This is a genomic window from Ruegeria sp. CF5, from assembly GCF_056537325.1.
In genome coordinates this window covers 55,055-74,350 of the sequence record NZ_JBQFRI010000013.1, presented here as the reverse complement: position 1 = coordinate 74,350, position 19,296 = coordinate 55,055, and the positions used below count along the sequence as shown (strand labels likewise).

At 58.9% G+C, this 19,296-nt stretch carries 16 protein-coding genes; 5 read left to right on the top strand and 11 right to left on the bottom strand.

Annotated elements, in window-relative coordinates:
* Positions 1–98 precede the first annotated feature (98 nt).
* Complete coding sequence (locus tag ACR0NW_RS21785) at positions 99–1,592, top strand: NAD(P)/FAD-dependent oxidoreductase (protein ID WP_480791944.1); 1,494 nt, start codon at positions 99–101, stop codon at positions 1,590–1,592.
* Between the two features lie 212 nt (positions 1,593–1,804).
* Here the strand turns inward: ACR0NW_RS21785 and rfbA are convergent, their stop codons facing one another.
* The 6 genes from rfbA to ACR0NW_RS21755 form a co-directional block, all read right to left on the bottom strand.
* Positions 1,805–2,677: a glucose-1-phosphate thymidylyltransferase RfbA gene (gene rfbA, locus ACR0NW_RS21780; RefSeq protein WP_480731999.1), complete on the bottom strand. Its 873-nt coding sequence runs from the start codon at positions 2,675–2,677 to the stop codon at positions 1,805–1,807.
* Entirely contained in the window at positions 2,674–3,525 is an 852-nt protein-coding gene (gene rfbD / locus ACR0NW_RS21775; protein WP_480791943.1) for a dTDP-4-dehydrorhamnose reductase, read from the bottom strand. The genes rfbA and rfbD overlap by 4 nt, the downstream gene beginning before the upstream one ends.
* On the bottom strand, positions 3,522–4,562 hold the full coding sequence (gene rfbB / locus ACR0NW_RS21770; RefSeq protein ID WP_480791942.1) for a dTDP-glucose 4,6-dehydratase: 1,041 nt from the start codon (positions 4,560–4,562) through the stop codon (positions 3,522–3,524). The genes rfbD and rfbB overlap by 4 nt, the downstream gene beginning before the upstream one ends.
* Positions 4,559–5,119 carry a dTDP-4-dehydrorhamnose 3,5-epimerase gene (rfbC, locus tag ACR0NW_RS21765; protein ID WP_480791941.1) on the bottom strand — a complete coding sequence of 187 codons (561 nt, stop codon included), beginning with the start codon at positions 5,117–5,119 and terminating at the stop codon, positions 4,559–4,561. The genes rfbB and rfbC overlap by 4 nt, the downstream gene beginning before the upstream one ends.
* 357 nt (positions 5,120–5,476) lie before the next feature.
* Entirely contained in the window at positions 5,477–6,493 is a 1,017-nt protein-coding gene (locus ACR0NW_RS21760) for a ParB/RepB/Spo0J family partition protein (protein ID WP_480791940.1), read from the bottom strand.
* 87 nt (positions 6,494–6,580) lie between these two features.
* Positions 6,581–7,993, bottom strand: a complete 1,413-nt coding sequence (locus ACR0NW_RS21755; RefSeq protein ID WP_480791939.1) for an AAA family ATPase — start codon at positions 7,991–7,993, stop codon at positions 6,581–6,583.
* 401 nt (positions 7,994–8,394) lie between these two features.
* Here ACR0NW_RS21755 and ACR0NW_RS21750 point away from each other — a divergent pair, with 401 nt between their 5' ends.
* Complete coding sequence (locus ACR0NW_RS21750) at positions 8,395–9,402, top strand: replication initiator protein A (RefSeq protein ID WP_480732012.1); 1,008 nt, start codon at positions 8,395–8,397, stop codon at positions 9,400–9,402.
* Between the two features lie 15 nt (positions 9,403–9,417).
* Here the strand turns inward: ACR0NW_RS21750 and ACR0NW_RS21745 are convergent, their stop codons facing one another.
* The 4 genes from ACR0NW_RS21745 to ACR0NW_RS21730 all read right to left on the bottom strand — a co-directional run bounded on the left by ACR0NW_RS21745 (position 9,418) and on the right by ACR0NW_RS21730 (position 14,507).
* Positions 9,418–10,515, bottom strand: coding sequence for a UbiA family prenyltransferase (locus tag ACR0NW_RS21745; RefSeq protein WP_480791938.1), 1,098 nt, complete (start codon positions 10,513–10,515; stop codon positions 9,418–9,420).
* A 99-nt stretch (positions 10,516–10,614) separates the two neighbouring features.
* Entirely contained in the window at positions 10,615–11,979 is a 1,365-nt protein-coding gene (locus ACR0NW_RS21740; protein WP_480791937.1) for a nucleotide sugar dehydrogenase, read from the bottom strand.
* A gap of 220 nt (positions 11,980–12,199) precedes the next feature.
* On the bottom strand, positions 12,200–13,375 hold the full coding sequence (locus tag ACR0NW_RS21735; protein WP_480791936.1) for a glycosyltransferase family 4 protein: 1,176 nt from the start codon (positions 13,373–13,375) through the stop codon (positions 12,200–12,202).
* Positions 13,376–13,421: 46 nt separating this feature from the next.
* The gene (locus ACR0NW_RS21730) at positions 13,422–14,507 is read right to left on the bottom strand and encodes an NAD-dependent epimerase/dehydratase family protein (RefSeq protein WP_480791935.1); all 1,086 of its coding nucleotides are present in this window, start codon (positions 14,505–14,507) and stop codon (positions 13,422–13,424) included.
* A gap of 162 nt (positions 14,508–14,669) precedes the next feature.
* Between ACR0NW_RS21730 and ACR0NW_RS21725 the strand changes: the two genes are divergently transcribed.
* Together ACR0NW_RS21725 and ACR0NW_RS21720 are read left to right on the top strand one after the other, a co-directional pair.
* A complete protein-coding gene (locus tag ACR0NW_RS21725) occupies positions 14,670–15,725 on the top strand; it encodes a Gfo/Idh/MocA family protein (protein ID WP_480791934.1) in 1,056 nt (351 codons plus the stop codon).
* The gene (locus ACR0NW_RS21720; protein ID WP_480791933.1) at positions 15,722–16,642 is read left to right on the top strand and encodes a glycosyltransferase family 2 protein; all 921 of its coding nucleotides are present in this window, start codon (positions 15,722–15,724) and stop codon (positions 16,640–16,642) included. The genes ACR0NW_RS21725 and ACR0NW_RS21720 overlap by 4 nt, the downstream gene beginning before the upstream one ends.
* Before the next feature lie 9 nt (positions 16,643–16,651).
* Here the strand turns inward: ACR0NW_RS21720 and ACR0NW_RS21715 are convergent, their stop codons facing one another.
* Positions 16,652–17,794: a glycosyltransferase family 4 protein gene (locus tag ACR0NW_RS21715; RefSeq protein WP_480791932.1), complete on the bottom strand. Its 1,143-nt coding sequence runs from the start codon at positions 17,792–17,794 to the stop codon at positions 16,652–16,654.
* Between the two features lie 219 nt (positions 17,795–18,013).
* On the opposite strand from ACR0NW_RS21715, the gene ACR0NW_RS21710 reads away from it, so the two are divergent.
* Positions 18,014–19,279 carry a glycosyltransferase family 4 protein gene (locus tag ACR0NW_RS21710; RefSeq protein ID WP_480791931.1) on the top strand — a complete coding sequence of 422 codons (1,266 nt, stop codon included), beginning with the start codon at positions 18,014–18,016 and terminating at the stop codon, positions 19,277–19,279.
* Positions 19,280–19,296 lie beyond the last annotated feature (17 nt).

Sequence of the window (19,296 nt, the reverse complement as noted above, 5' to 3'; positions counted from 1 at the left end):
GCTGTATTTGTGCGGCTCATCAGGATTCTGTTGTGAATCGAAGGTAATCTCCTGTAGCCTGATGCTAAGGTTTGGTTTTGAGTATGGGTGTAGGTCATTTGAAACAAGATACTGTTCCAGTCGTCATTATCGGTGGCGGCCCCGCTGGTTTAACCGCAGCTTATGAACTTCAGAAGCTAAGCGACAAACATGTCCCACAAGTTTTTGAGGGCTCGGATCTGGTCGGCGGCATTTCGCGGACCGAAACCCACAAGGGCTATCGCTTCGACATCGGCGGGCACCGGTTTTTTACCAAGGTGCGCGAAGTCGAAAAGATGTGGCACGAGATTATGGGTGACGATTTTATCACCGTGCCGCGCCTCAGCCGCATCTTCTATCGGGGTAAGTTCTATGATTACCCGCTGCGCATCTTCAACGCGCTTGGGAATATCGGGCCTTACGAGACCTATAAGATTGTCGGCAGCTACATCAAATGGAAGCTGCGGCCCAAAAAGCAGGAAGATACGTTCGAAGAATGGGTCATCAACCGCTTTGGCGGACGGCTCTACATGCATTTCTTTCACAGCTACACGCAAAAGGTCTGGGGCATCCCACCTTCCGAAATCCGTGCCGACTGGGCGGCGCAGCGGATCAAGAACCTGTCCTTGCCCAAGGCAGTCTGGAACGCGATCTCTGGCGCCAATGACACCGCCAGCCTGATTGAAGAGTTCCAGTATCCGCGTCTTGGCCCAGGCATGATGTGGGAAAAAACCCGCGATCTGATCGAAGAAAAAGGCGGCACCGTACAAATGCGCTCGGAGGTCGTGAAGGTGAACCGTGACGGCAACCGGGTAACCTCAATCGACGTTCGCCGGTGGAACGAAGACGACGCTCAAAGCAAGACGGTCGAACGGATCGAAGGAGAGCAATTTATCAATTCAATGGCGGTGCGCGATCTGATTCACGCCTTTGATCCACCGCCCCCGCCAGAAGTTGTTGAGGCGGCCAATCGCCTGAGGTACCGCGACTTCCTGATCGTGACGCTGATACTGGATCATGCCGACCCGTTCCCAGACAACTGGATCTACATCCACAGCCCGATGGTCAAGGTTGGTCGCATCCAGAACTTCCGCGCCTGGTCCAAGGAAATGCTGCCCGATCAGAATACGTCCTCGATCGGGATGGAGTATTTCTGTCAGAAGGGGGATGGGCTTTGGTCTTCGTCCGATGCGGAACTCAAGAAGCTTGCCAGCGAAGAACTGGAAAAGCTTAATCTGGCCAAGGCTACCGATGTCGTCGACTGCGCTGTGATCAGGCAGCCCAAGGCGTATCCAGTCTATGACAGTGAATACAAAGAAGCTCTGGATACTGTCAGCGACTGGCTGAAGACACTAGAAAACTTCCAGACCGTTGGTCGCAATGGCCTGCACCGCTACAACAATCAGGACCATTCAATGCTGTCGGCGATGTATGCCGCCCGCAATATCCTGGGCGAGGAAAACGACATTTGGGACGTCAATGTCGAACGGTCCTATCATGAGGAATTCGAAGCCAAGCCTGAAAAAAAGAAAGCATCGAAAGAGCGCTTCGATAAAAACGTCGTACTCGAATAAGGGCCACCTTCCAGGCGTATTCGGATGAATGCCGAGTAACGCCCGGAAGGCATTTCTTTTCGATTTTTGCTTGCACGTATGATCGGCGGGAAGAGTCCCATCAGAGGGGCGAAAATGCATGCCTGCACCCCAGACAAAGAGTCTAAACAGTGCTTTTTGGATCCCCGCTGAGGAGGGGCGCGGTCAGTTTTAGCCCTGGCTACCGCTGCCCTTCACGTCAACAACCCGTCCAGATAGGCCCCGTATTCGTTCTTCGCGAACATCTCTGCCCGCTGGCGCAGCTGCTCTTCGTTGATCCAGCCCAGTTGCCACGCGATCTCTTCGGGACATCCCGTCTGCAACCCCTGACGTTCCTCGAGCGTGCGCACGAAATTGCCCGCATCCAGCAGGCTGGCATGGGTTCCGGTGTCCAGCCAGGCATAACCGCGCCCCATGGTTTCGACCCTGAGCTCACCCTCTTCCAGATACATTTGCAGCAGGTCGGTGATTTCCAGTTCTCCGCGCGGTGATGGTTTGACCTTTCTCGCGCGCTCCGGCGCGGTCCCATCGAGGAAATACAATCCGGTGACCGCATAATTCGAGGGAGGTGTGGATGGTTTCTCTATGATTTCGCGTGCCCGTCCACCCTCGTCGAAGGCGACCACGCCATAGCGTTTTGGATCAGCCACGTGATAACCGAAAACCGTTCCTCCGGTGTCATGCGCATTGGCTGCAGCAAGCAGTTTCGGCAGGCCATGTCCAAAAAAGATGTTGTCGCCCAGCACCAGCGCAGATGGTGCACCCGCCAGAAACTCCTCGGCCAGAACAAAGGCCTGCGCCAGCCCGTCGGGACTGGGCTGCACGACATAGGTGAGGTTGATCCCCCACTGGCTGCCATCCCCCAGCGTACGTATAAACTGATCCTGATCCTGTGGGGTGGTGATCACACAGATGTCCCGTATGCCGGCCAGCATCAGCACCGTCAGCGGGTAATAGATCATCGGCTTGTCATAAAGCGGCAACAGCTGCTTTGAGACGGCCATCGTGATCGGATACAGCCGGGTGCCGGACCCCCCTGCCAATATAATGCCTTTGCGTGTCATCATGGTGCGTTTTCCAACTCTTTCAAAATATCACTCAAACCTTGCCGCCAATCCGGACGGGTAATGCCAAAAGTTGTTTCCAGTGAGGTACAATCAAGGCGGGAATTCAACGGCCGCCGCGCGGGCGTCGGGTAATCGCCGGACGGGATATCTGTCACGTCGCAATCAGTCTCTAACTCAGCAAAAATCGCGCGGGCAAACCCGGCCCAACTGACATCCGGCGCGCCTGAGAAGTGATAGATACCCGCTTTGTCTGCATCCTCGGCCAATTGCCGCGCCATCGACAGGCAGGCCACCGCGATATCCCGTGCTGGAGTCGGGCCGCCGATCTGGTCGGCCACAATCGACAGCCGGTCACGCTCGGCCCCCAGCCGCCGCATCGTTTTGACGAAGTTGTTGCCATGGGCCGACACCACCCAGGAGGTGCGCAGAATGCCATAGGCCCCTTCGGCCCGGACGATCCCCTGCTCACCAGCCAGTTTCGAGCGCCCATAGGCACCCAGCGGCCCGGTGGGATCGGAGGGTTTCCATGGGACCTCTCCCGATCCGTTGAACACGTAATCCGTCGAGACAGAAACGAACGGGATATCCAGGGCAGCGCATTCCCGGGCCATCGCAGTGGGTGCATCCGCGTTGATCACGGTTGCCAGCGCCTCTTCTTCCTCGGACCGGTCCACGGCGGTATAGGCTGCGGCGTTGATCACCATCTGTGGCGCGGCGGCGCGAATGGCCTCGGCACAGGCTGCGGGTCGTTCCAGATCAGCTTGGGAACGGTCAAGGCACGTCACCCCTGCAAAACCTGCCAGTTCTCGCGCAACCTGTCCGGTTTTGCCAAAGACAAGGATGGTCATACCTTCACACCCAACCGCTTGCCGACGCCTTCGCGGTTCTGCAGCGCACGCCACCAGCTTTCATTGTCCAGATACCACTGCACGGTTCTTTCCAACCCCTCTTCGACGCTGACAGAGGGCCGCCACCCAAGCTCTTGCCGGATGCGGGTCGGATCGATGGCATAGCGCGCATCATGGCCGGGGCGGTCGGCGACAAAGGTGATCAGATCGGCATAAGGCGCCGGGCCGGGGCGCAGGCGGTCGAGAATACCGCACAACATCTGCACCAGCTGCAGATTGGTACACTCGTTTTCGCCACCTATATTATAGCTCCGCCCGATCCGGCCTTTCCGGACCACCAGCAGCAATGCTTCGGCGTGATCTTCCACGTATAACCAGTCTCTGACATTGGACCCATCGCCATAGATCGGCAGCGGCTTACCCGCCAGAGCGTTCAGAATGATCACTGGGATCAGCTTTTCCGGAAAATGATACGGCCCGTAATTGTTGGAACAGTTCGTCAGCACCACCGGCAACCCATAGGTTTCGAACCAGGCGCGCACCAGATGGTCGCTGGCCGCCTTGCTGGCGGAATAGGGCGAGCGGGGATCATAAGGGGTCTCTTCGGTGAACTGACCGGTCGCACCCAGCGAGCCATAGACCTCATCGGTCGAAATATGGTGAAACCGGAAACTGTCCGGCCTTCCCCGGCCTTCCCAGTATCCCCTGACCGCTTCAAGCAGCGTGTAGGTTCCGGTGACATTGGTTTCGATAAAGGCACCCGGCCCGTCGATCGACCGGTCCACATGGCTTTCAGCCGCCAGATGCATGATCGCGTCCGGGGCATGCTCTGCCAGCGCCTGATCCATGGCTTTGCGGTTCCGAATATCAGCCTCTAAAAAGGTATAATTCGCGTCATCCGCCACCTCAGCCACATTGTCGAGGCAAGCTGCATAAGTCAACGCATCCAGATTGACCACCTGATGCCCGTCCCGGATCGCCCGCCGCACCACGGCCGATCCGATAAAGCCTGCGCCCCCTGTCACCAAAAGCTTCACGGCGCATCCTCCCACAGAAACGGGCTGTCGAAATCCGCCAGCGCGGGCGCGGCCCTGTCCTTGTCGGACAACACCGGTTCCCCGGTTAGCCCCCAGTTGATGCCGCAGCTGCCCCAGTGCACCGCCCCATCGCAATCGGGCGCATAATAGTCAGTGCATTTATAGCAGATTTCGGTGCCTGGCTCCCGCGTGACAAAGCCGTGCAGAAAGCCTTTGGGTACCAAAAGCTGCTTTCCGTTTTCCGCCGTCAGCTCCACGCCCAGCCATTGCCCATATGTGGGCGAGCCCCTGCGGATATCGACAACGACATCGAACAATGCCCCTCGCCCACAGCGCACCAGCTTGTCCTGCGCATGGGGCGGCGACTGAAAATGCAAGCCACGAAGGGTACCGGTGTTGGCCGAAACCGAATGATTGTCCTGCACGAAATCCAATTCGATCCCATATGAGGCCAGGACCTTGCGGTTCCAGGTTTCGGAAAAAAAACCGCGTACATCACCGAACCGCTTTGGTGTCAGTATCAGGACACCCGGCAAGGCGGTCTTCTCAATCTGCATGTACTCAAAACCCGTGCTAACACAACATGTTCATAGCAATTGAATATCAGCCTGTCATGAACGAGGTGCGAATGCAGCAGAACATGTTGTCGCCAAGGCGACAATCCCAGTGACTATACGAAGAATGTGCAGGGCACCTGCTTTCTTGCCCTCATTCCGTGTCATTCACGATGGAAACCAATCTCAAATGATAAGCGGTACTTATCAGGTATAATGAAGAAATCCACACATGTGAAAGGTAGTGGGCATAATCAGGCGCTTACGCGCAATAGCCAAGCCACTATATTGATAATAAACTGCTTTTTATCGGCAGGAAATGTATCCCACGAACACCGCTACCGTTTCGCACGCGAAACGCTATCCCGCCCGGGATTTCAGCCAGCCCCGCAACTCGACAAGAAATGCATCAGAAACCCCGTCGCCAGACAATATGAGTTGCGCACCATTTCGGCTCCGCTTCAGGTGAATGCCCCCGATCGCCTCAGGCTGTGGTGCAACGACCTTTGATGTTTTCCCGGTGCTCTTCTCCGGGGACTGTATCGCATGTGTCAAAATCTGAATCTCGGCGTCCGGCGTGCGAGCTGGATCGGCGGCCAGCAGTCCGGACAGTTTAGAAATAGCCTTTGGATCATCTTTTACAGCCTTGGCTATAGACAGACCCAGCCTTTCGGGAATGGCCGAGGCAAATCGCAGATTGCTGTCCAATGCCTGATAGATTGAAATGAACGAACCAATCTTTGACCGTTTTGCCCGACTAGCCGAAGCAAACAGCCCGCGCAAGGCGGCGGTTTCGTCTGGATAAACACCCTGCTCTACCGCCCGAGCCACAATTCGCGCGCGCTCATAGTAGCTCAGCCCGACGCGTATCTCGTTTTCCTCCACCATTGCAACATAGGCATCCGAAGCACTTTGAGGCTGCCTGAGAAACGCGCGAACCGTTTCGAAACGCGCCTCACCGGTTTCCTCTGCCAGTACCTTCAGTGCCGTCAGGCGGCGCCAGCCCGAGATCAAACCATAACGCCCTTCCTCCAGCGCCACGACCTCGATCGGAGTTTGTTGTCCGCGGGCCTTCAGACTTTCCTTGAGCGCTGTCATTTCCGCGTCATCCACCGCCATCCGGTCACGGACCAGATAGGTTTCCTCCACCTCCGCAAGCGGCAAATCCTGCACCAACCGCCCTTCGGTCCGGGCGGTACGGAGTTCTTCGGTCAACTCCTCAAGAGCAGCCTGAGCAGCAGTGGCACCCGCAACCTGAGCAACAGGAGGCGCGGATCGTGGCGCGGCGGCGGGGAACATAGATTTCGCCTCGGGGGTGGGGCGGGTTTCTTCGAGATAACCTGCCCGGGCGGGGGTCAGCCGTTTACGTTTGGCCATCGCTTCCTCCTACTCTCGCGCGGATCAGGCATTGGTCGGGCCTGTCCCAAAACAGTCAAAGTGTTTCGCGCGCGAAACATCATCTCATTACAGCATCAGCTCGGGGGTTCCGGCCGCCTCAGCCTGCTGGGCCAGTTCTTCGCCCCGCCAAACCCCGATCAGCAGCTTCTTGAACGAGGCATAGGTGGCGTCAAAGGTTTCCCGCCCGCGCACATAGGTCTCGCGGTTGAAATCGCGATAATCCGCCTCGTAGATGCCGTTGACCTGCTCGCCCGCCTGCCCGATCAGCGCCGTGTAGCCCTGCCAGTGCGGCGACAGGGTGCGGCCCAGATAGGCCTGCATCAGCCCGGCCAGTTCCGCCTGCTGGTTGCCGTCATAGCGGGTGATGACCGTGCGCACCGCATCCCACTGAAAGGCCATCTCAGGCCGTCCCAACGCGCGGGCGGCCATGTTCTCACCCTCTTCGATGGACTGGAAGGTCGAATGCAGCATGTCGAAGAACCGGCCGGTGGAATCAAACTCCAGAAAGGATGCGCCCATGGGCACCAGCAGGATGTCCGAGGCCGCCAGCCCGTTGATCGTCAGATACCCCAGCGCAGGCGGTGTATCGATGAAGACGATGTCGTATTCGTCCAATACGCCATCTTCCTCCAACGTGTCGGTCAGCGCATCCCACAGCTTCCAACTGCGGCCCTGCATACGCCAGACCGGAATCTGGAACTCGGCCCAATACAGGTTCAGTTGGGCGCCAATCAGATCGATATTCGGCCAATGCGTCGTCTGGATTAGTTCACCGCTGCGCACCTTCAGGGCATCCGATAGCGTGTCATCGATCGGGTGAGGGGCCTCGCCCCGGTCAAGCCGTCCCTGATTGTCACGGCGCAAATGGGTGGCGTAGTGGCGAGCGAGCAGAGGAAAGACGGTCTGCCATTCATCCGTTACCTTGCCGCCAAAGATCGAGGTCATCGATCCCTGGCTGTCCAGATCGATGACCAGTACCTTGTAGCCGTCCAAGGCCGCGGACATGGCCAGATGGGCGCAGGTTGACGTCTTGCCGACGCCACCCTTGAAGTTTGCCACCGAGACGATCTTGGCCGGCAGCCCTTTGGGGCGGTAGGGACGATACTCCTTGGCCTTGGAGCCTTCCGAGGCGAAATGCAGACGCAGGCGCAGCACCTCATCCAGCGTGAACCACTTGGCGCCGCCTTCGGTTTCCGATCGCCCTTGCGGCAGGTCGGGGTTACCCTTCAACACCCGGCGGAAATGGGCAGGCGCGACGGGGATCAGATATTTGGTAATTTCCCAGGTCGAAAACAGCCGAAGCTTTTTTTGCCCGTCTTCCTCCAACCCGCGACTTGCAAGATCTGAACGGCCCCGGGCACAGGCATCCGCAATATCGGAAAAGTCATGTGTTCCGGTGGGGTTCCCCAACTCGGCATATGCCAAATCCGGATCAATATTGAAATACGGAGGAAGCCCCTCCGGCGTGCCTGTACGCATGGAAAATACCGCCTATATGCTGCCTTTTCGTCAATATACCACAAAAGGTGGCATATGAAAGCATTATGCGGACAAAATCGAATTTTCTAAGCAAAATAGCAGGATAAGGGCGCTTGGTAGATGGTTTTACGGAGCGGAACAAAAAAATATTCGGTTAAGATTCAGTTATTATATTAGTTACAAGGAAAACAAGGCTATCATAACACACTGATAATAAATGGTATTATTGCATTTCTATTGCTGTGTGCGATTCCGAACCCACGATAAGGTGACTCTGATCCCACGTTGTACTGACTCTGATCCCACGATCCGGCGACTTTACGCTGCCTGTGGATAACTTTACGGTAAGCGTCAATAAAACCACGAACGAAGATTCGGGCAGGACATATGGGCAGGGCAGTATGAGCGGGTCAGGGGCGTTGTTGCCTGACCGGCATCCAACGGGCGATTTTTTTGTATGCGATATCTTCGATGCGCTGCCCAAGACCGATATGGGGTCGATGGAGCATCCGATGTTTTCGCTCTCGACCCGGCCGGACCGGCGGATTCTGAATTACGAACATAACGGGGTCGAGATCACGGTGACGCCGTCGGTGCGCGGCCTTGCGACGATCCACGACAAGGACATCCTGATCTTCTGCATCAGTCAGTTGATGTCTGCGATCAATGCAGGCCGTGCCGTCAGCCGTGTGCTGCATCTGAAGGCGCATGATCTGCTGGTGGCCACCAATCGTGAGACCAGCGGTGATGGCTACAAGCGTCTGCGCGAGGCGTTCGAGCGGCTGGCGGGGACCCGGATCACCACCAATATCGTTACAGGCGAGACCGAGACGACAACCGGTTTCGGACTGATCGAAAGCTGGGAGATTGTCCGCCATACACGGGCGGGTCGGATGGTCAGCGTCAGTGTGAAACTGTCGGACTGGCTGTATCGCGCGGTTCTGGCCAAGTCGGTTCTGACACTCAGCCGCGACTATTTCCGTCTGCGCAAGCCGCTGGAGCGGCGGATCTACGAACTGGCGCGCAAACATTGCGGGCGGCAACCCGAATGGCGGGTCTCGGTCGAGGTGTTGCTGAAGAAGTCGGGTTCGGCCTCGCCCCGGCGGGTGTTCCGCAAGATGATCCGGGACATGATCGCAGCAGATCATCTGCCCGATTACGAGATGACCGAGGACCCCGGTGATCTGATCCGCTTCACACGCCGCGGACAGGTGGTGGAAGGAACCGACAAACCGACCCTGCCGCCGGAGACGCTGGATGAGGCCCGGGGGATGGCACCTGGATGGGACGTCTATGCGCTCGAGGCGGACTGGCTGGCCTATTGGGCCACGTCAGGCAGGCCCGCAATCAGAAACCCGCGCCGGGCCTTTCTGGGCTATGTCACCAAGCGGGTTGCGGGGAAGGGATAGGGTGTTCAGACAGGGTCATCTTGACCTGTATCGCCCGAGGAACCCGAGGCCGGTAAATGCGAGCACGGAAAAAAACGGAACCCAGAGGGGCAGGGCCGTACTTATGGCGGCAGCTCCGGCAATGATCCGTACCGTCCAAAGCGCGGCCTGCGCAACAACACCCGCCGCTGCGTTGTGTTTCAGCCAGAAGGAGCAGGCCTGAGCCAGAAAAACATAAGCGGCAAGTACGGCTGTGAAAGCAAATGGCAAAAGCACCGACGAAAGAATAAAGGCCAGCGCGAGCAAGGTGATGGCACCAGCTACCCCGTTGTACAGAGGCAGATCTCCCGAGGTCAGCGGCTGATGTCGTTTACCCGCATGTTGCCGGTCGGCAGGAAGGTTCAGCAGGTCGTTCAGAAAATACACCCCGGACGCACAGAGGCTGAAGCAGAGGAAGGCCAAAAGGGTCGTCGGCACCACTGAGAGGATCGAAGAATCCTGAGAGGTGAAAAGCGGCACAAAAATCAGGAGATTCCGGATATATCGATGTGGTCGCATCGATCTGAGGAAGGACCGCCACAGAGGCGGGCGCGAAACGATGACCTTTTCCGCAGTTCCGGAAACTTCCGCAGCCGCCACCGCCTGTGTAGGGGCGTTGATGTACAGGCCTGAAGATGCAACTGCCCAGATGGGGGTGTCGGCCTTACTGTCGCCCGCATAGGCGAATGTGTCATTGCCAGCCATCTCGCGGATGGCCTCCAGCTTTTTTGTTCCTTTCAGATTGCGGTTTTCATCGGTCGCCAGAACAGCGTCGAACATGCCCAGATAACAGGCGACCTTATCGGCATATATGCGATGTGCAGCCGTGGCGAGGATAAGGCTCCGGCCATGCTGCTTTTCCTGTTTCAGATATTCAAGAAGCGGGATTTCGTACGGCAGCGCTTCGGCCGCAATATCAACATGCTGCGCGATCCGTGTTTTGGTATACGGAATGCCACGGCGCAGCCACAGAATGAACGGAAAGATATTGAGTGGGTTTTTCCTCAGAAACTGAAGGATGGCTTCGACAAAAAGATCCGTTCTGACCAGCGTTCCGTCCAGATCGACGAAAATTTTTTCCGGCTTGTCACTCATTACAAAGGTTCTTTGTTTGACTTGCACATCCCTGATGGTGAACCGGCTTTTCAGGCCGGAATTGCGGATTGCCCTGTGCAGGGAGCGTGATCGGCATTCTCAGACCTTCACGAGCCGCCCGCCTGTCACCGCGATCCCGGCTTTTTCGAAGACATTGCGTGTATCAAAGATCACCGCCGCCTCGCGTGCGACAAGATCATAATCCGGGGCGCTGTGATCTGTGATGACAGCCACTGCCGCATAGTGTTTCAGGTTTTCTGCGGTCAGCGATACCGACATTCGGCCTGCAAGCTGGGGATACTCGCCGCCTTCCGGCAGGCGGGGAAAATACGGATCGTGATAATCGACTTCGGCACCCAGTCTTTCCAGCTCGTCCAGCAGCACCAGTGCCGGGCTGCGGCGGGTGTCCTCGACATCGCGTTTATAGGCGATGCCCATCAACAGAATTCGCTGTCCGGCCAGCGGTTGCTCTGTGTCCGTGGCGCTGCCGCGTGCCGCCAGTTCTTCGGCAATCCTCGTGGCAAGGGCATTGGGCACGGCATCATTGCTTGTCCGCGCCAGATTGATGATCGGCGTGTCGGATCCCGCATCAGCGGCGCGCCAGGCCAGATAGGCAGGCGAAACCGGAATGCAGGCGCCTCCGATACCGGGGCCGGGGTAGAAAGGCATGAAGCCAAAGGGTTTGGTTGCTGCCGCCTCGATCACCTCCCAGACATCCACGCCCATCGCATCGAGTGCTGTTTTCAACTCGTTGACCAGGGCGATATTGACCGTGCGAAAGCTGTTTTCCACCAGTTTCACCGCTTCGGCAGTGGCGGCCGAGCTGACCGGAACCGCACTGGTAACGATGGCGCGATAGAAATCCTCGATCAGTTGCAGGGACAGAGGGTCGTCCGCGCCCACCACCTTGGGAATGCTGTGCGTGTCGAACTTGTCGTTGCCCGGATCTTCGCGCTCGGGCGAGAATCCAAGGAAGAAATCGGTTCCTGCGCGCAGGCCCCCCGCTTCGAGGATCGGTTGCACCAGGGTGGTTGTGGCGCCGGGCCAGACACTGCTTTCCAGTACTACCAACTGACCGGGGCGCAGATGTTGGGCGATGGTTTGGGCGGCGGCGGCGACAAAGCGCATATCCGGGTCCTGTGCGTCCGTCAGCGGGGTCGGCACGCAGATCAGCACGATATCGGCCTCTGCCAGTGCGGCGCTGTCTTCGGTGGCGCGGAAGCGTCCGCTGTTCACCGCCTGCGCGATCCGGTCGGATGCGAGATAGGATATGACCTGATCACCCTGATTGATCCGGGCAACCCGGTCGGGGTTGAGGTCGACCCCGGTCGTGTCGAACCCTTCGTCATAGGCGGTCAGCGCCAGAGGCAGGCCGACATAACCCAACCCCACCACAGCGACGCGCGCGTCGCGTGCCGCGATAAGCTGTCTGAGGGACTGATGGTGCGAGGTCTCGAGGTTCATAATCTATCCTGATCGTACAAAGTCAGACTGAAATCAATTGGCGTCGCGGCCTCCGGAAATTCCGGTCCTTTCCACGGATAGGGCGGAACGGGTGCGAATCCAACAAATTTGTCAGCCCTGTTCGAGACCGCAGTACTGTGTTTCCGAAAAGGGCTCAATTATGAGCGGCGGGTGGAATTGTTCAGGGCTGCTCGAAAAAAATGAACAGGCCGGTTTTTCGCTATTTTGCGTGCAACGCACGCCGGAATGACTCCTCAGCTAGTGCCGCGCCCTTGTCCCAGCTAAAGCCCGAAGCCTGCATTAACGCCTTTTGTGACAGGTCTGTTTGCAGATGGGGTTCGGTCAGCAGGCGGATGGCCTGAGCAGCCAGTGCCTGACTGGAAAGCGGGTCGAAGTAAAGCCCGCCAGCACCCACCACTTCGGGCAGGCTGCCGCGATCCGAGGACAGGACGGGTGTGCCGCAGGACATTGCCTCGAGTGCGGGCAGGCCGAACCCTTCCCAAAGCGAGGGAAAGACCAGCGCATCCGCGGTATTCAGCAGGGCGGCCAGATCCGGATCGTCGATTTCACCGGTGAACACGATGCTTTCCGAGCGGGCCGCATCGGCAGCGGCGCTGGCCTTGAGGTCTTCGATATTGTCCCAGAACCGCGCCCCGGTCGTGCGCCCGACAATGGCCAGACGCGCCTGCGGCACCTGTGCAAGAATATCCGGCATGGCTTCGATCAGGCGCAGCACGTTCTTGTGCCGGTTGAAGCCGCCCAGATAGACCAGAAGCGGTGCATCAGGTGGAATGCCATAGGCCTTTCTGGCCTGTGTTAGAGCCGAATTTTCATGGATGGGCCGAAAGACGGGTTCGGCCCCTTCGGTGATGATGTCAATCTTGTCACGGGGAATGCGCAGGATGCGTGTCAGATCATCTGCCGAGGCGTCCGATATCGTCATCACCCGGGTTGCCTGCATCTTGGCCAGCCAGCATTTCGCCTGCCACAGCCGGAAATTCAGGCGTTTGGGAAAGATGAGGTCGGGAAAGCGTTCGGGGATGGTGTCGTGATAACACACCACCGTGGGGCGCCGGGCGGGCAGGGGAAAATAGGAATAAACCGCCGGATAAAAGAAGGCATCGCAGTCAATCCGCCGTGCCGATTTGGCCATCGTCAGCAGGTCAGCCCCGCCCCGGGCCCTGGCCCCCGATGAGGCCTCGGACATCGACAATTCAGATCCTGCAACAAGGGTTTCCACCCCATCCGGCACCGGCCGCGCCGGTTCCTGATCGAACAGAAGCGTGTAGCGAAAACCGCTATCGCGAGCCGCCAGAGCGGTGATCAGATTACGTGTGAACCGGCCAAAGCCGCGTTCATTGTCCCAAGGTGTTGCGTCAACGGCGATATGGATCAAATTTACTCGTCCCTGAAATTGAATGGTAACTTATTATAAAGGATAATTATTTTCCAAACCTGGACTCAAGATAGGCGCGGGTGGCGGCCAGCCCGGCATCAAGGTCATGAACAGGCGCATAGCCCAGCCGGGCGCGGGCGTGATCGATCCGGCAGTGCCCCCGGGTCGAGAACAGCTCCAGCATGTAACGATCAGGATATACTTCGCCCTGCGCAGGCAGCCGCCGTTTCACCGCGCGCACCAATTTTTCAAACCTTTCCCTGCCGATCCAGGTTCGCGCAGCGGCGCTGATCCGGGCGGCCAGCGGAGGTGTATCGGGCACTTCGCCCTGCTCCTCAGGCGGCAACCCGGCCTCTAGCGTTGCAAGCGGGATGTGACGCACCGAGCCCCGACCCATGATATCGCCGTAACCGGCCAGCAGATCCGACCAGGCAAAGGGGTCAGCGCCTGAGATAATGAACCGCTCCTGCCCCAGATTTTCCAGCCGTGCCGCACACAGCATGGCCTGAACCAGATCGTCGACGAAAACTGCGTTGCACAGCCCCTCGGGGTCCGGCAGAACCACGCTGCCCGCCGCCATCCAGTCGGCCAGCCGATCAGTCCAGAGCATGCTTCCGGGGCCATAAACCAGTGTTGGCTGCAGAATCGCAACCGGGCAATTCCCCTTTATTAGAGCCTGTTCCATGGCCATTTTGGCCTGCCGGTACGGCGTACCCCCGGTCCCGGACAGGGGACTGTCCTCGGTCAGGTCATCCTGCGGCCAGCCGTCGTAGACGACGATGGAACTGATATGGATGATCCGTCCGATCCCTGCGGCATCCGCTGCCGTTCTGAGTACGTCAAAAGCGGCAAGGTTGTCGGCGGCTGGCGCACGCATGTCATAGGCAAGATTAAACAGAACCTCCTGCCCGTGCAGGGCGGATTCCATGGCGACCCCGTCGTCAAGCGAACCGGTTGTGACACGCACTCCCATCGCTTCAAGCGCTTGCGCCCCGTGGCGGCTGCGCAGCAATGCAGTGACCTTGGCGCCAGCCTCCAGAAGGGCTGGAATAAGCCGCTTGCCGACAAAACCTGTAGCTCCGGTCACGAAGACGGCCTTGCCGCTGAGATGGTTCGGTCCGGCGGCTGTCACGGTCTCTTGTCCTTCGTCAAATCCACGGTCCCCGGCGATGCGTTGTCTTTGAGAAACCTAGCGCAGGGGCACAGCCTATGCTACTCCGCTTGAAGGTGAATTATTGTTAGAGATGCCGGGTGTAGCTCTGTTGCGCGCCCGCGATTGTTAATGAGGAATTGAATGAAGATCGGTGTGATCGGGGCGGCCGGAAAGATCGGCCAGATGCGGGTTCAGAACATTCTCGAGTCTCCTGACGCCGAATTGGCGGCGGTTCTGGATCTGGAGTTTCATCGCGCCGTGGCTGTGGCGGATGGTGCGCCGGCCTTTACCGATCTGGACCGGTTCTTTGCCACGCCGATGGATGCGGTGGTGATCTCGACCCCCGCGCATGTACGTGAACCGCTGTGCCTGCGTGCCTTTGACGAAGGGCTGCATGTGCTGACCGAAAAACCACTGGCTCCGACAGTAGAAGGAGCAAGGCGGATCGTTGCGGCGGCGGAAAAGGCGGGCAAGGCTTTGGGGGCAGGGTTCAACATGCGTTACTACCCTTCCTTTGCCCATGTGAAAGAAGTCGCTACATCCGGTGAGATCGGAGAGATCGATCATGTCCGCATCTATGGCGGCCATGATGGTCTGGGGCATTTCACCCACGACTGGGAATACAAGGCCGAGTTTTCCGGGGGTGGCGCCCTGTGGGATGTGGGCATCCACATGACCGATATGGCGCGCTTTATTCTGGGCGAAATCACCAGCGTTTACGGGGTGACCAGCAACACGGTCTGGAATGTGCCGGGGTCGGAAGACAACGCAATGGCGATCTTCAAGAACCCCGATGGCATCGCGGCGATCTATCAGGCCTGCTGGAATGACTGGAAAGGCTATCAGAGTGTGATCGAGGTTTACGGATCGCACGGTATGGTGCGCGGGGCCTATGCGCCGATGCAGAACCTTGTCATCACCATGGACAAGCCGGGTGGAGCACCCAAGCGGGTGCGCAAATTCTATCCGGAAATCATGGTGCGCGAAAAACTGAAATCCTGGAAGACGACCGCCATCCTGTCCTTTGGCGAGGAATTGGCCGATTTCATCCGGCTGACCCGGGGCGAGACCGGCCTGAACTGCGCCGACGGTTATGCCGGTCTGCGCGCGGTCGAGATCGCCGCCGCCGTGCCGGAAAGTTCGCGCAGCGGACAGCCGGTTGAACTGGACAATCTAGGGGACATGAAAATCCGATGAGCAGCGATCCAACCCTTTCCATCGTTCTGACCATCGTGCAAGGCGGCAGCTACGTGCGGGATTTCCTCGAAGCGGTACGCAGTTTTGACGACCCGCCGCCGCTGGATGTGATCATTCCCTATGACGCCAGCGTCGCGGATGTTGCCCAATACGCCGATGACTACCCCGAGGTGCGGTTTCTGGACCTTGGTGTGATCGACCCCATCCGCCCGATCACCTCCGAGGCAGGCAAGCACGAGCTTTATGATCGCCGCCGCTCGGCCGGGCTGGCCGCGGCCACGGGCGACATCATCGGCATTCTCGAAGACCGCGGCCTGCCGCAATCGGACTGGGCGCGCACCATCGTGCGTCTCTATGCGGAAACCGGCAAGAACGTGATCGGCGGCGCGATTGAATGCATGGAGCCGGTCAGCCCGCTGAACTGGGCCTTTTACGTCACCGATTTCGGTCGCTACGGGCGACCGTTCGAAACCGGCCCTGCCGATTGGGTGTCGGATGTGAACCTGACCTATAGCCGCAAGGCGTTGGACGAGACGCAGCACCTATGGAAAGACCGCTATCACGAGCCGATCGTGCACTGGCACCTGATCGAACAGGGCGAGGAACTGTGGCTGTCGAACGAGGTGGTCGTACATCACCATCGGCCCAAGGCAACCTTCCGGGAATTGCTGCCCGAGCGGTTCGACTGGGGCCGTCTGTTTGGTGAGATCCGGGTGCGCAATCAAAGCAACGCAAAGCGCCTGATGCTGATCCTGGCGGGGCCGCTGATCCCGCCGCTGCTCTGGGTGCGCCACTACAAGCTGCAGGCCAGCAAGGGGCGGGGCATGCGATATCTCAAGACGTTGCCTTATGTCATGCTGCTGTCAACGGCATGGACGCTGGGCGAGGTCTGGGGCTACATCACCAAACGCCCCTGATAGGCGGTGTCACCCTTGGCGTTCAGCCAGATCGTAATAGGTCTTTTCGAACTGGCGGTGCACCCAATCCGGATCGAACCGGTCTTCCTGGCTGCGTTTCAGGGCATTTTCCGCAAGGGCGCGGCGGCGGTCCTCGTCTGACAGGACATCCGCCACGGCTGCGCAGATCGCGTCGATATCGCCGATGGGGACAACCGCACCGACACTGTCGTCGATCAGTTCGACCACGCCCGAGCAGGCGGTGGCCACGGCGGGGGTTCCGGCCTGAAACGCCTCGGCGATGGTAAAGGGCAGCGCCTCCCACCGCGAGGTCAGCAGGAACAGGTCAGCCGCGCGCAGGTGCCGGATCGGTTTGTCCGTGCGGCCAATGAAACGCAGGTGCTTGCCGAGGCCCTTTTCCTGCGCCAGCGCATGCAGCTGCGCCTCGTCCGGCCCGTCGCCTGCGACGATGAAACGGTAACCGGGATGGGTCTCTTTCATCCGCGCGACGCAGTCGATCAGAATGTCGATCCCTTTTTGCGGCAACAGGCGGGCCAGCGTGACGATCACCCTGTCGCCATCTCCAAGCAGGTCGGCGCGCAGCTTTGCGATCTCTTCCGCGCTGTCTTCGGGCGGAGGTGTGACGCCCAGCCCTATGACCTTCAGCTTGTCCTGCGGCACATTGCCGATGGTGGCCAGATCCTCGGCCGAGCGGTGGCTGGGCGTGATCACCAGATCGCATTTTGCGGCAATCCGGCCGAATGCGGCGATCCGCTCGGGCTCGGACCCGTGATAGGTGACAGCCACCGGAATACGCCGCCCGGTGCGGGCCAGATTGGCGACCAGTGCAGGCGCGGATTCATGGCAATGGATCAGGTCGACCGGGTTCTCCGCCAGCCAGCGCCGCAGCCGCCAGGCCGCAACCGCCGTATGGCGCAGCCGGTTGGCGATGCTGCCCCCGTCGCCCGCGACATAGCGGGTCGGCAGGTCCAGAAACCCCGATTGCCGGTCAGGCCCCGCCCAGATATCGGCCGTTCCCGCCAGCGTGACACGATGGTTTCGCGCCTGCAGCCAGTCGCTCAGACCAAGGATATGGCGGGTGATGCCACCCATGCCGAACTGGGTGCCCATTTCGACGACATGAAGGGGTTCTCGGGGGGGATCGGTCTGCATCTGAAGCGGTTTCGGGCCAAATTTCTGAACTATTTCCCGATCATAGCATGTGCGCCGCATTTGCACATGCTGTGGTCACGGCCTGTGCCAGCCCGCATGTATTTGCAGCATGTCCGCAACACCGGGTGCGATCCGGGCAATCGCACGGCTTGTGCCTTTCGATTGTTGCCCGGATCGTGTTTCATACCGGAAAGTCATTGGTAATCTGGTATATTTCGCATGCAGTCGTTGCGCATTTTGATGTTCACCACATTTTACCCGCCCTATTCCTTCGGAGGTGACGCCGTGGGGATTCAGCGCATGGCCCGGGCGCTGGTGGCGCGGGGACACGACGTGACGGTGGTGCATGACGAGGACAGCTATCTGATCCTTGGCGGCAAACCCCAGCCCGAGGGCGACCCCGACGGGGTGCGGCGGATCGGGCTGCGCAGCCGCAATGGCATGATGTCGAACCTGTTGACCCAGCAGCTTGGCCGCCCGGTCGTTCATGCCGGCCGCATCCGCGAGATACTGGCCGAGCGGCAGCCGGATATCATCTGGCACAACAACACATCCCTGATTGGCGGACCGGGCCTGTTGCCGATGGGCGAGGGGCTGAAGGTTTATGAGGCGCATGAGCACTGGCTGGTCTGCCCCACCCATGTTCTGTGGCGACACGGACGCGAGCTGTGCGACGAGCGCCAATGCCTGCGCTGTGTGCTGAACTACAGGCGCCCGCCGCAGCTGTGGCGTTATACCGGCGCGCTGGACCGGGCGCTGGATCATATGGATCTTATTATCGCCAAAAGCGAATTCAGCCGCGCCAAACACCGTGAATTCGGCCTGCGTCAGGACATGCAGGTGCTGCCGTATTTCCTGCCCGATATCGACCAGGACGCATTGCCGGACCCGGCAGCGCATGAGCGCCCCTATTTCCTGTTTGTCGGGCGTTTGGAAAAGATCAAAGGGCTGCAGGACGTGTTCCCGGCCTTTGACCGCTATCCCGATGCCGATCTGCTTATACTTGGTGATGGCGACTATGCGGATGAGCTGAAAAAACAGGCTGCGGGCAATGACCGGATCAAATTTCTGGGTCGCAAGACGCTTGAGGAACTCAACGCCTATTACCGGGGCGCCATCGGGCTGATCGTGCCGTCGGTCTGTTATGAAACCTTCGGCATCATCCTGATCGAAAGCTTCCGTCTGGGAACGCCGGTGATTGCCCGTCGGTTGGGTCCATTCCCCGAGATTGTCGAGCGGGCAGGGGGCGGATCGCTTTTTGAAACCGAAGAGGATCTGATTGCGGCGATGCGCGATCTGCAGCACCAGCCGGATCGCCGCGCAGGGCAGGGAGCTGCCGCGCGCAAGGCATTCATCGATATCTGGCATGAAGCTTCGGTGCTTCAATCTTATGGCGCCGCGCTGGCCCGAGCAGCGCATGCAAAAGGAGACCGGTCACTGGCCCGGTCGCTGGAGGCAGGGGCGTTCGAGTTTGGGTTTAGGTAGAAAATAAGGTATAGTGC

What these genes read in the sequence shown, in the direction of transcription:
- rfbA (WP_480731999.1), bottom strand. Translation starts at nt 2,677, where the DNA reads ATGATGACACGCAAAGGCATTATATTGGCAGGGGGGTCCGGCACCCGG.
- rfbD (WP_480791943.1), bottom strand. Translation starts at nt 3,525, where the DNA reads ATGACCATCCTTGTCTTTGGCAAAACCGGACAGGTTGCGCGAGAACTG.
- rfbC (WP_480791941.1), bottom strand. Translation starts at nt 5,119, where the DNA reads ATGCAGATTGAGAAGACCGCCTTGCCGGGTGTCCTGATACTGACACCA.
- ACR0NW_RS21760 (WP_480791940.1), bottom strand. Translation starts at nt 6,493, where the DNA reads ATGGCCAAACGTAAACGGCTGACCCCCGCCCGGGCAGGTTATCTCGAA.
- ACR0NW_RS21755 (WP_480791939.1), bottom strand. Translation starts at nt 7,993, where the DNA reads ATGCGTACAGGCACGCCGGAGGGGCTTCCTCCGTATTTCAATATTGAT.
- ACR0NW_RS21750 (WP_480732012.1), top strand. Translation starts at nt 8,395, where the DNA reads ATGAGCGGGTCAGGGGCGTTGTTGCCTGACCGGCATCCAACGGGCGAT.
- ACR0NW_RS21745 (WP_480791938.1), bottom strand. Translation starts at nt 10,515, where the DNA reads ATGAGTGACAAGCCGGAAAAAATTTTCGTCGATCTGGACGGAACGCTG.
- ACR0NW_RS21740 (WP_480791937.1), bottom strand. Translation starts at nt 11,979, where the DNA reads ATGAACCTCGAGACCTCGCACCATCAGTCCCTCAGACAGCTTATCGCG.
- ACR0NW_RS21725 (WP_480791934.1), top strand. Translation starts at nt 14,670, where the DNA reads ATGAAGATCGGTGTGATCGGGGCGGCCGGAAAGATCGGCCAGATGCGG.
- ACR0NW_RS21720 (WP_480791933.1), top strand. Translation starts at nt 15,722, where the DNA reads ATGAGCAGCGATCCAACCCTTTCCATCGTTCTGACCATCGTGCAAGGC.
- ACR0NW_RS21715 (WP_480791932.1), bottom strand. Translation starts at nt 17,794, where the DNA reads ATGCAGACCGATCCCCCCCGAGAACCCCTTCATGTCGTCGAAATGGGC.
- ACR0NW_RS21710 (WP_480791931.1), top strand. Translation starts at nt 18,014, where the DNA reads ATGCAGTCGTTGCGCATTTTGATGTTCACCACATTTTACCCGCCCTAT.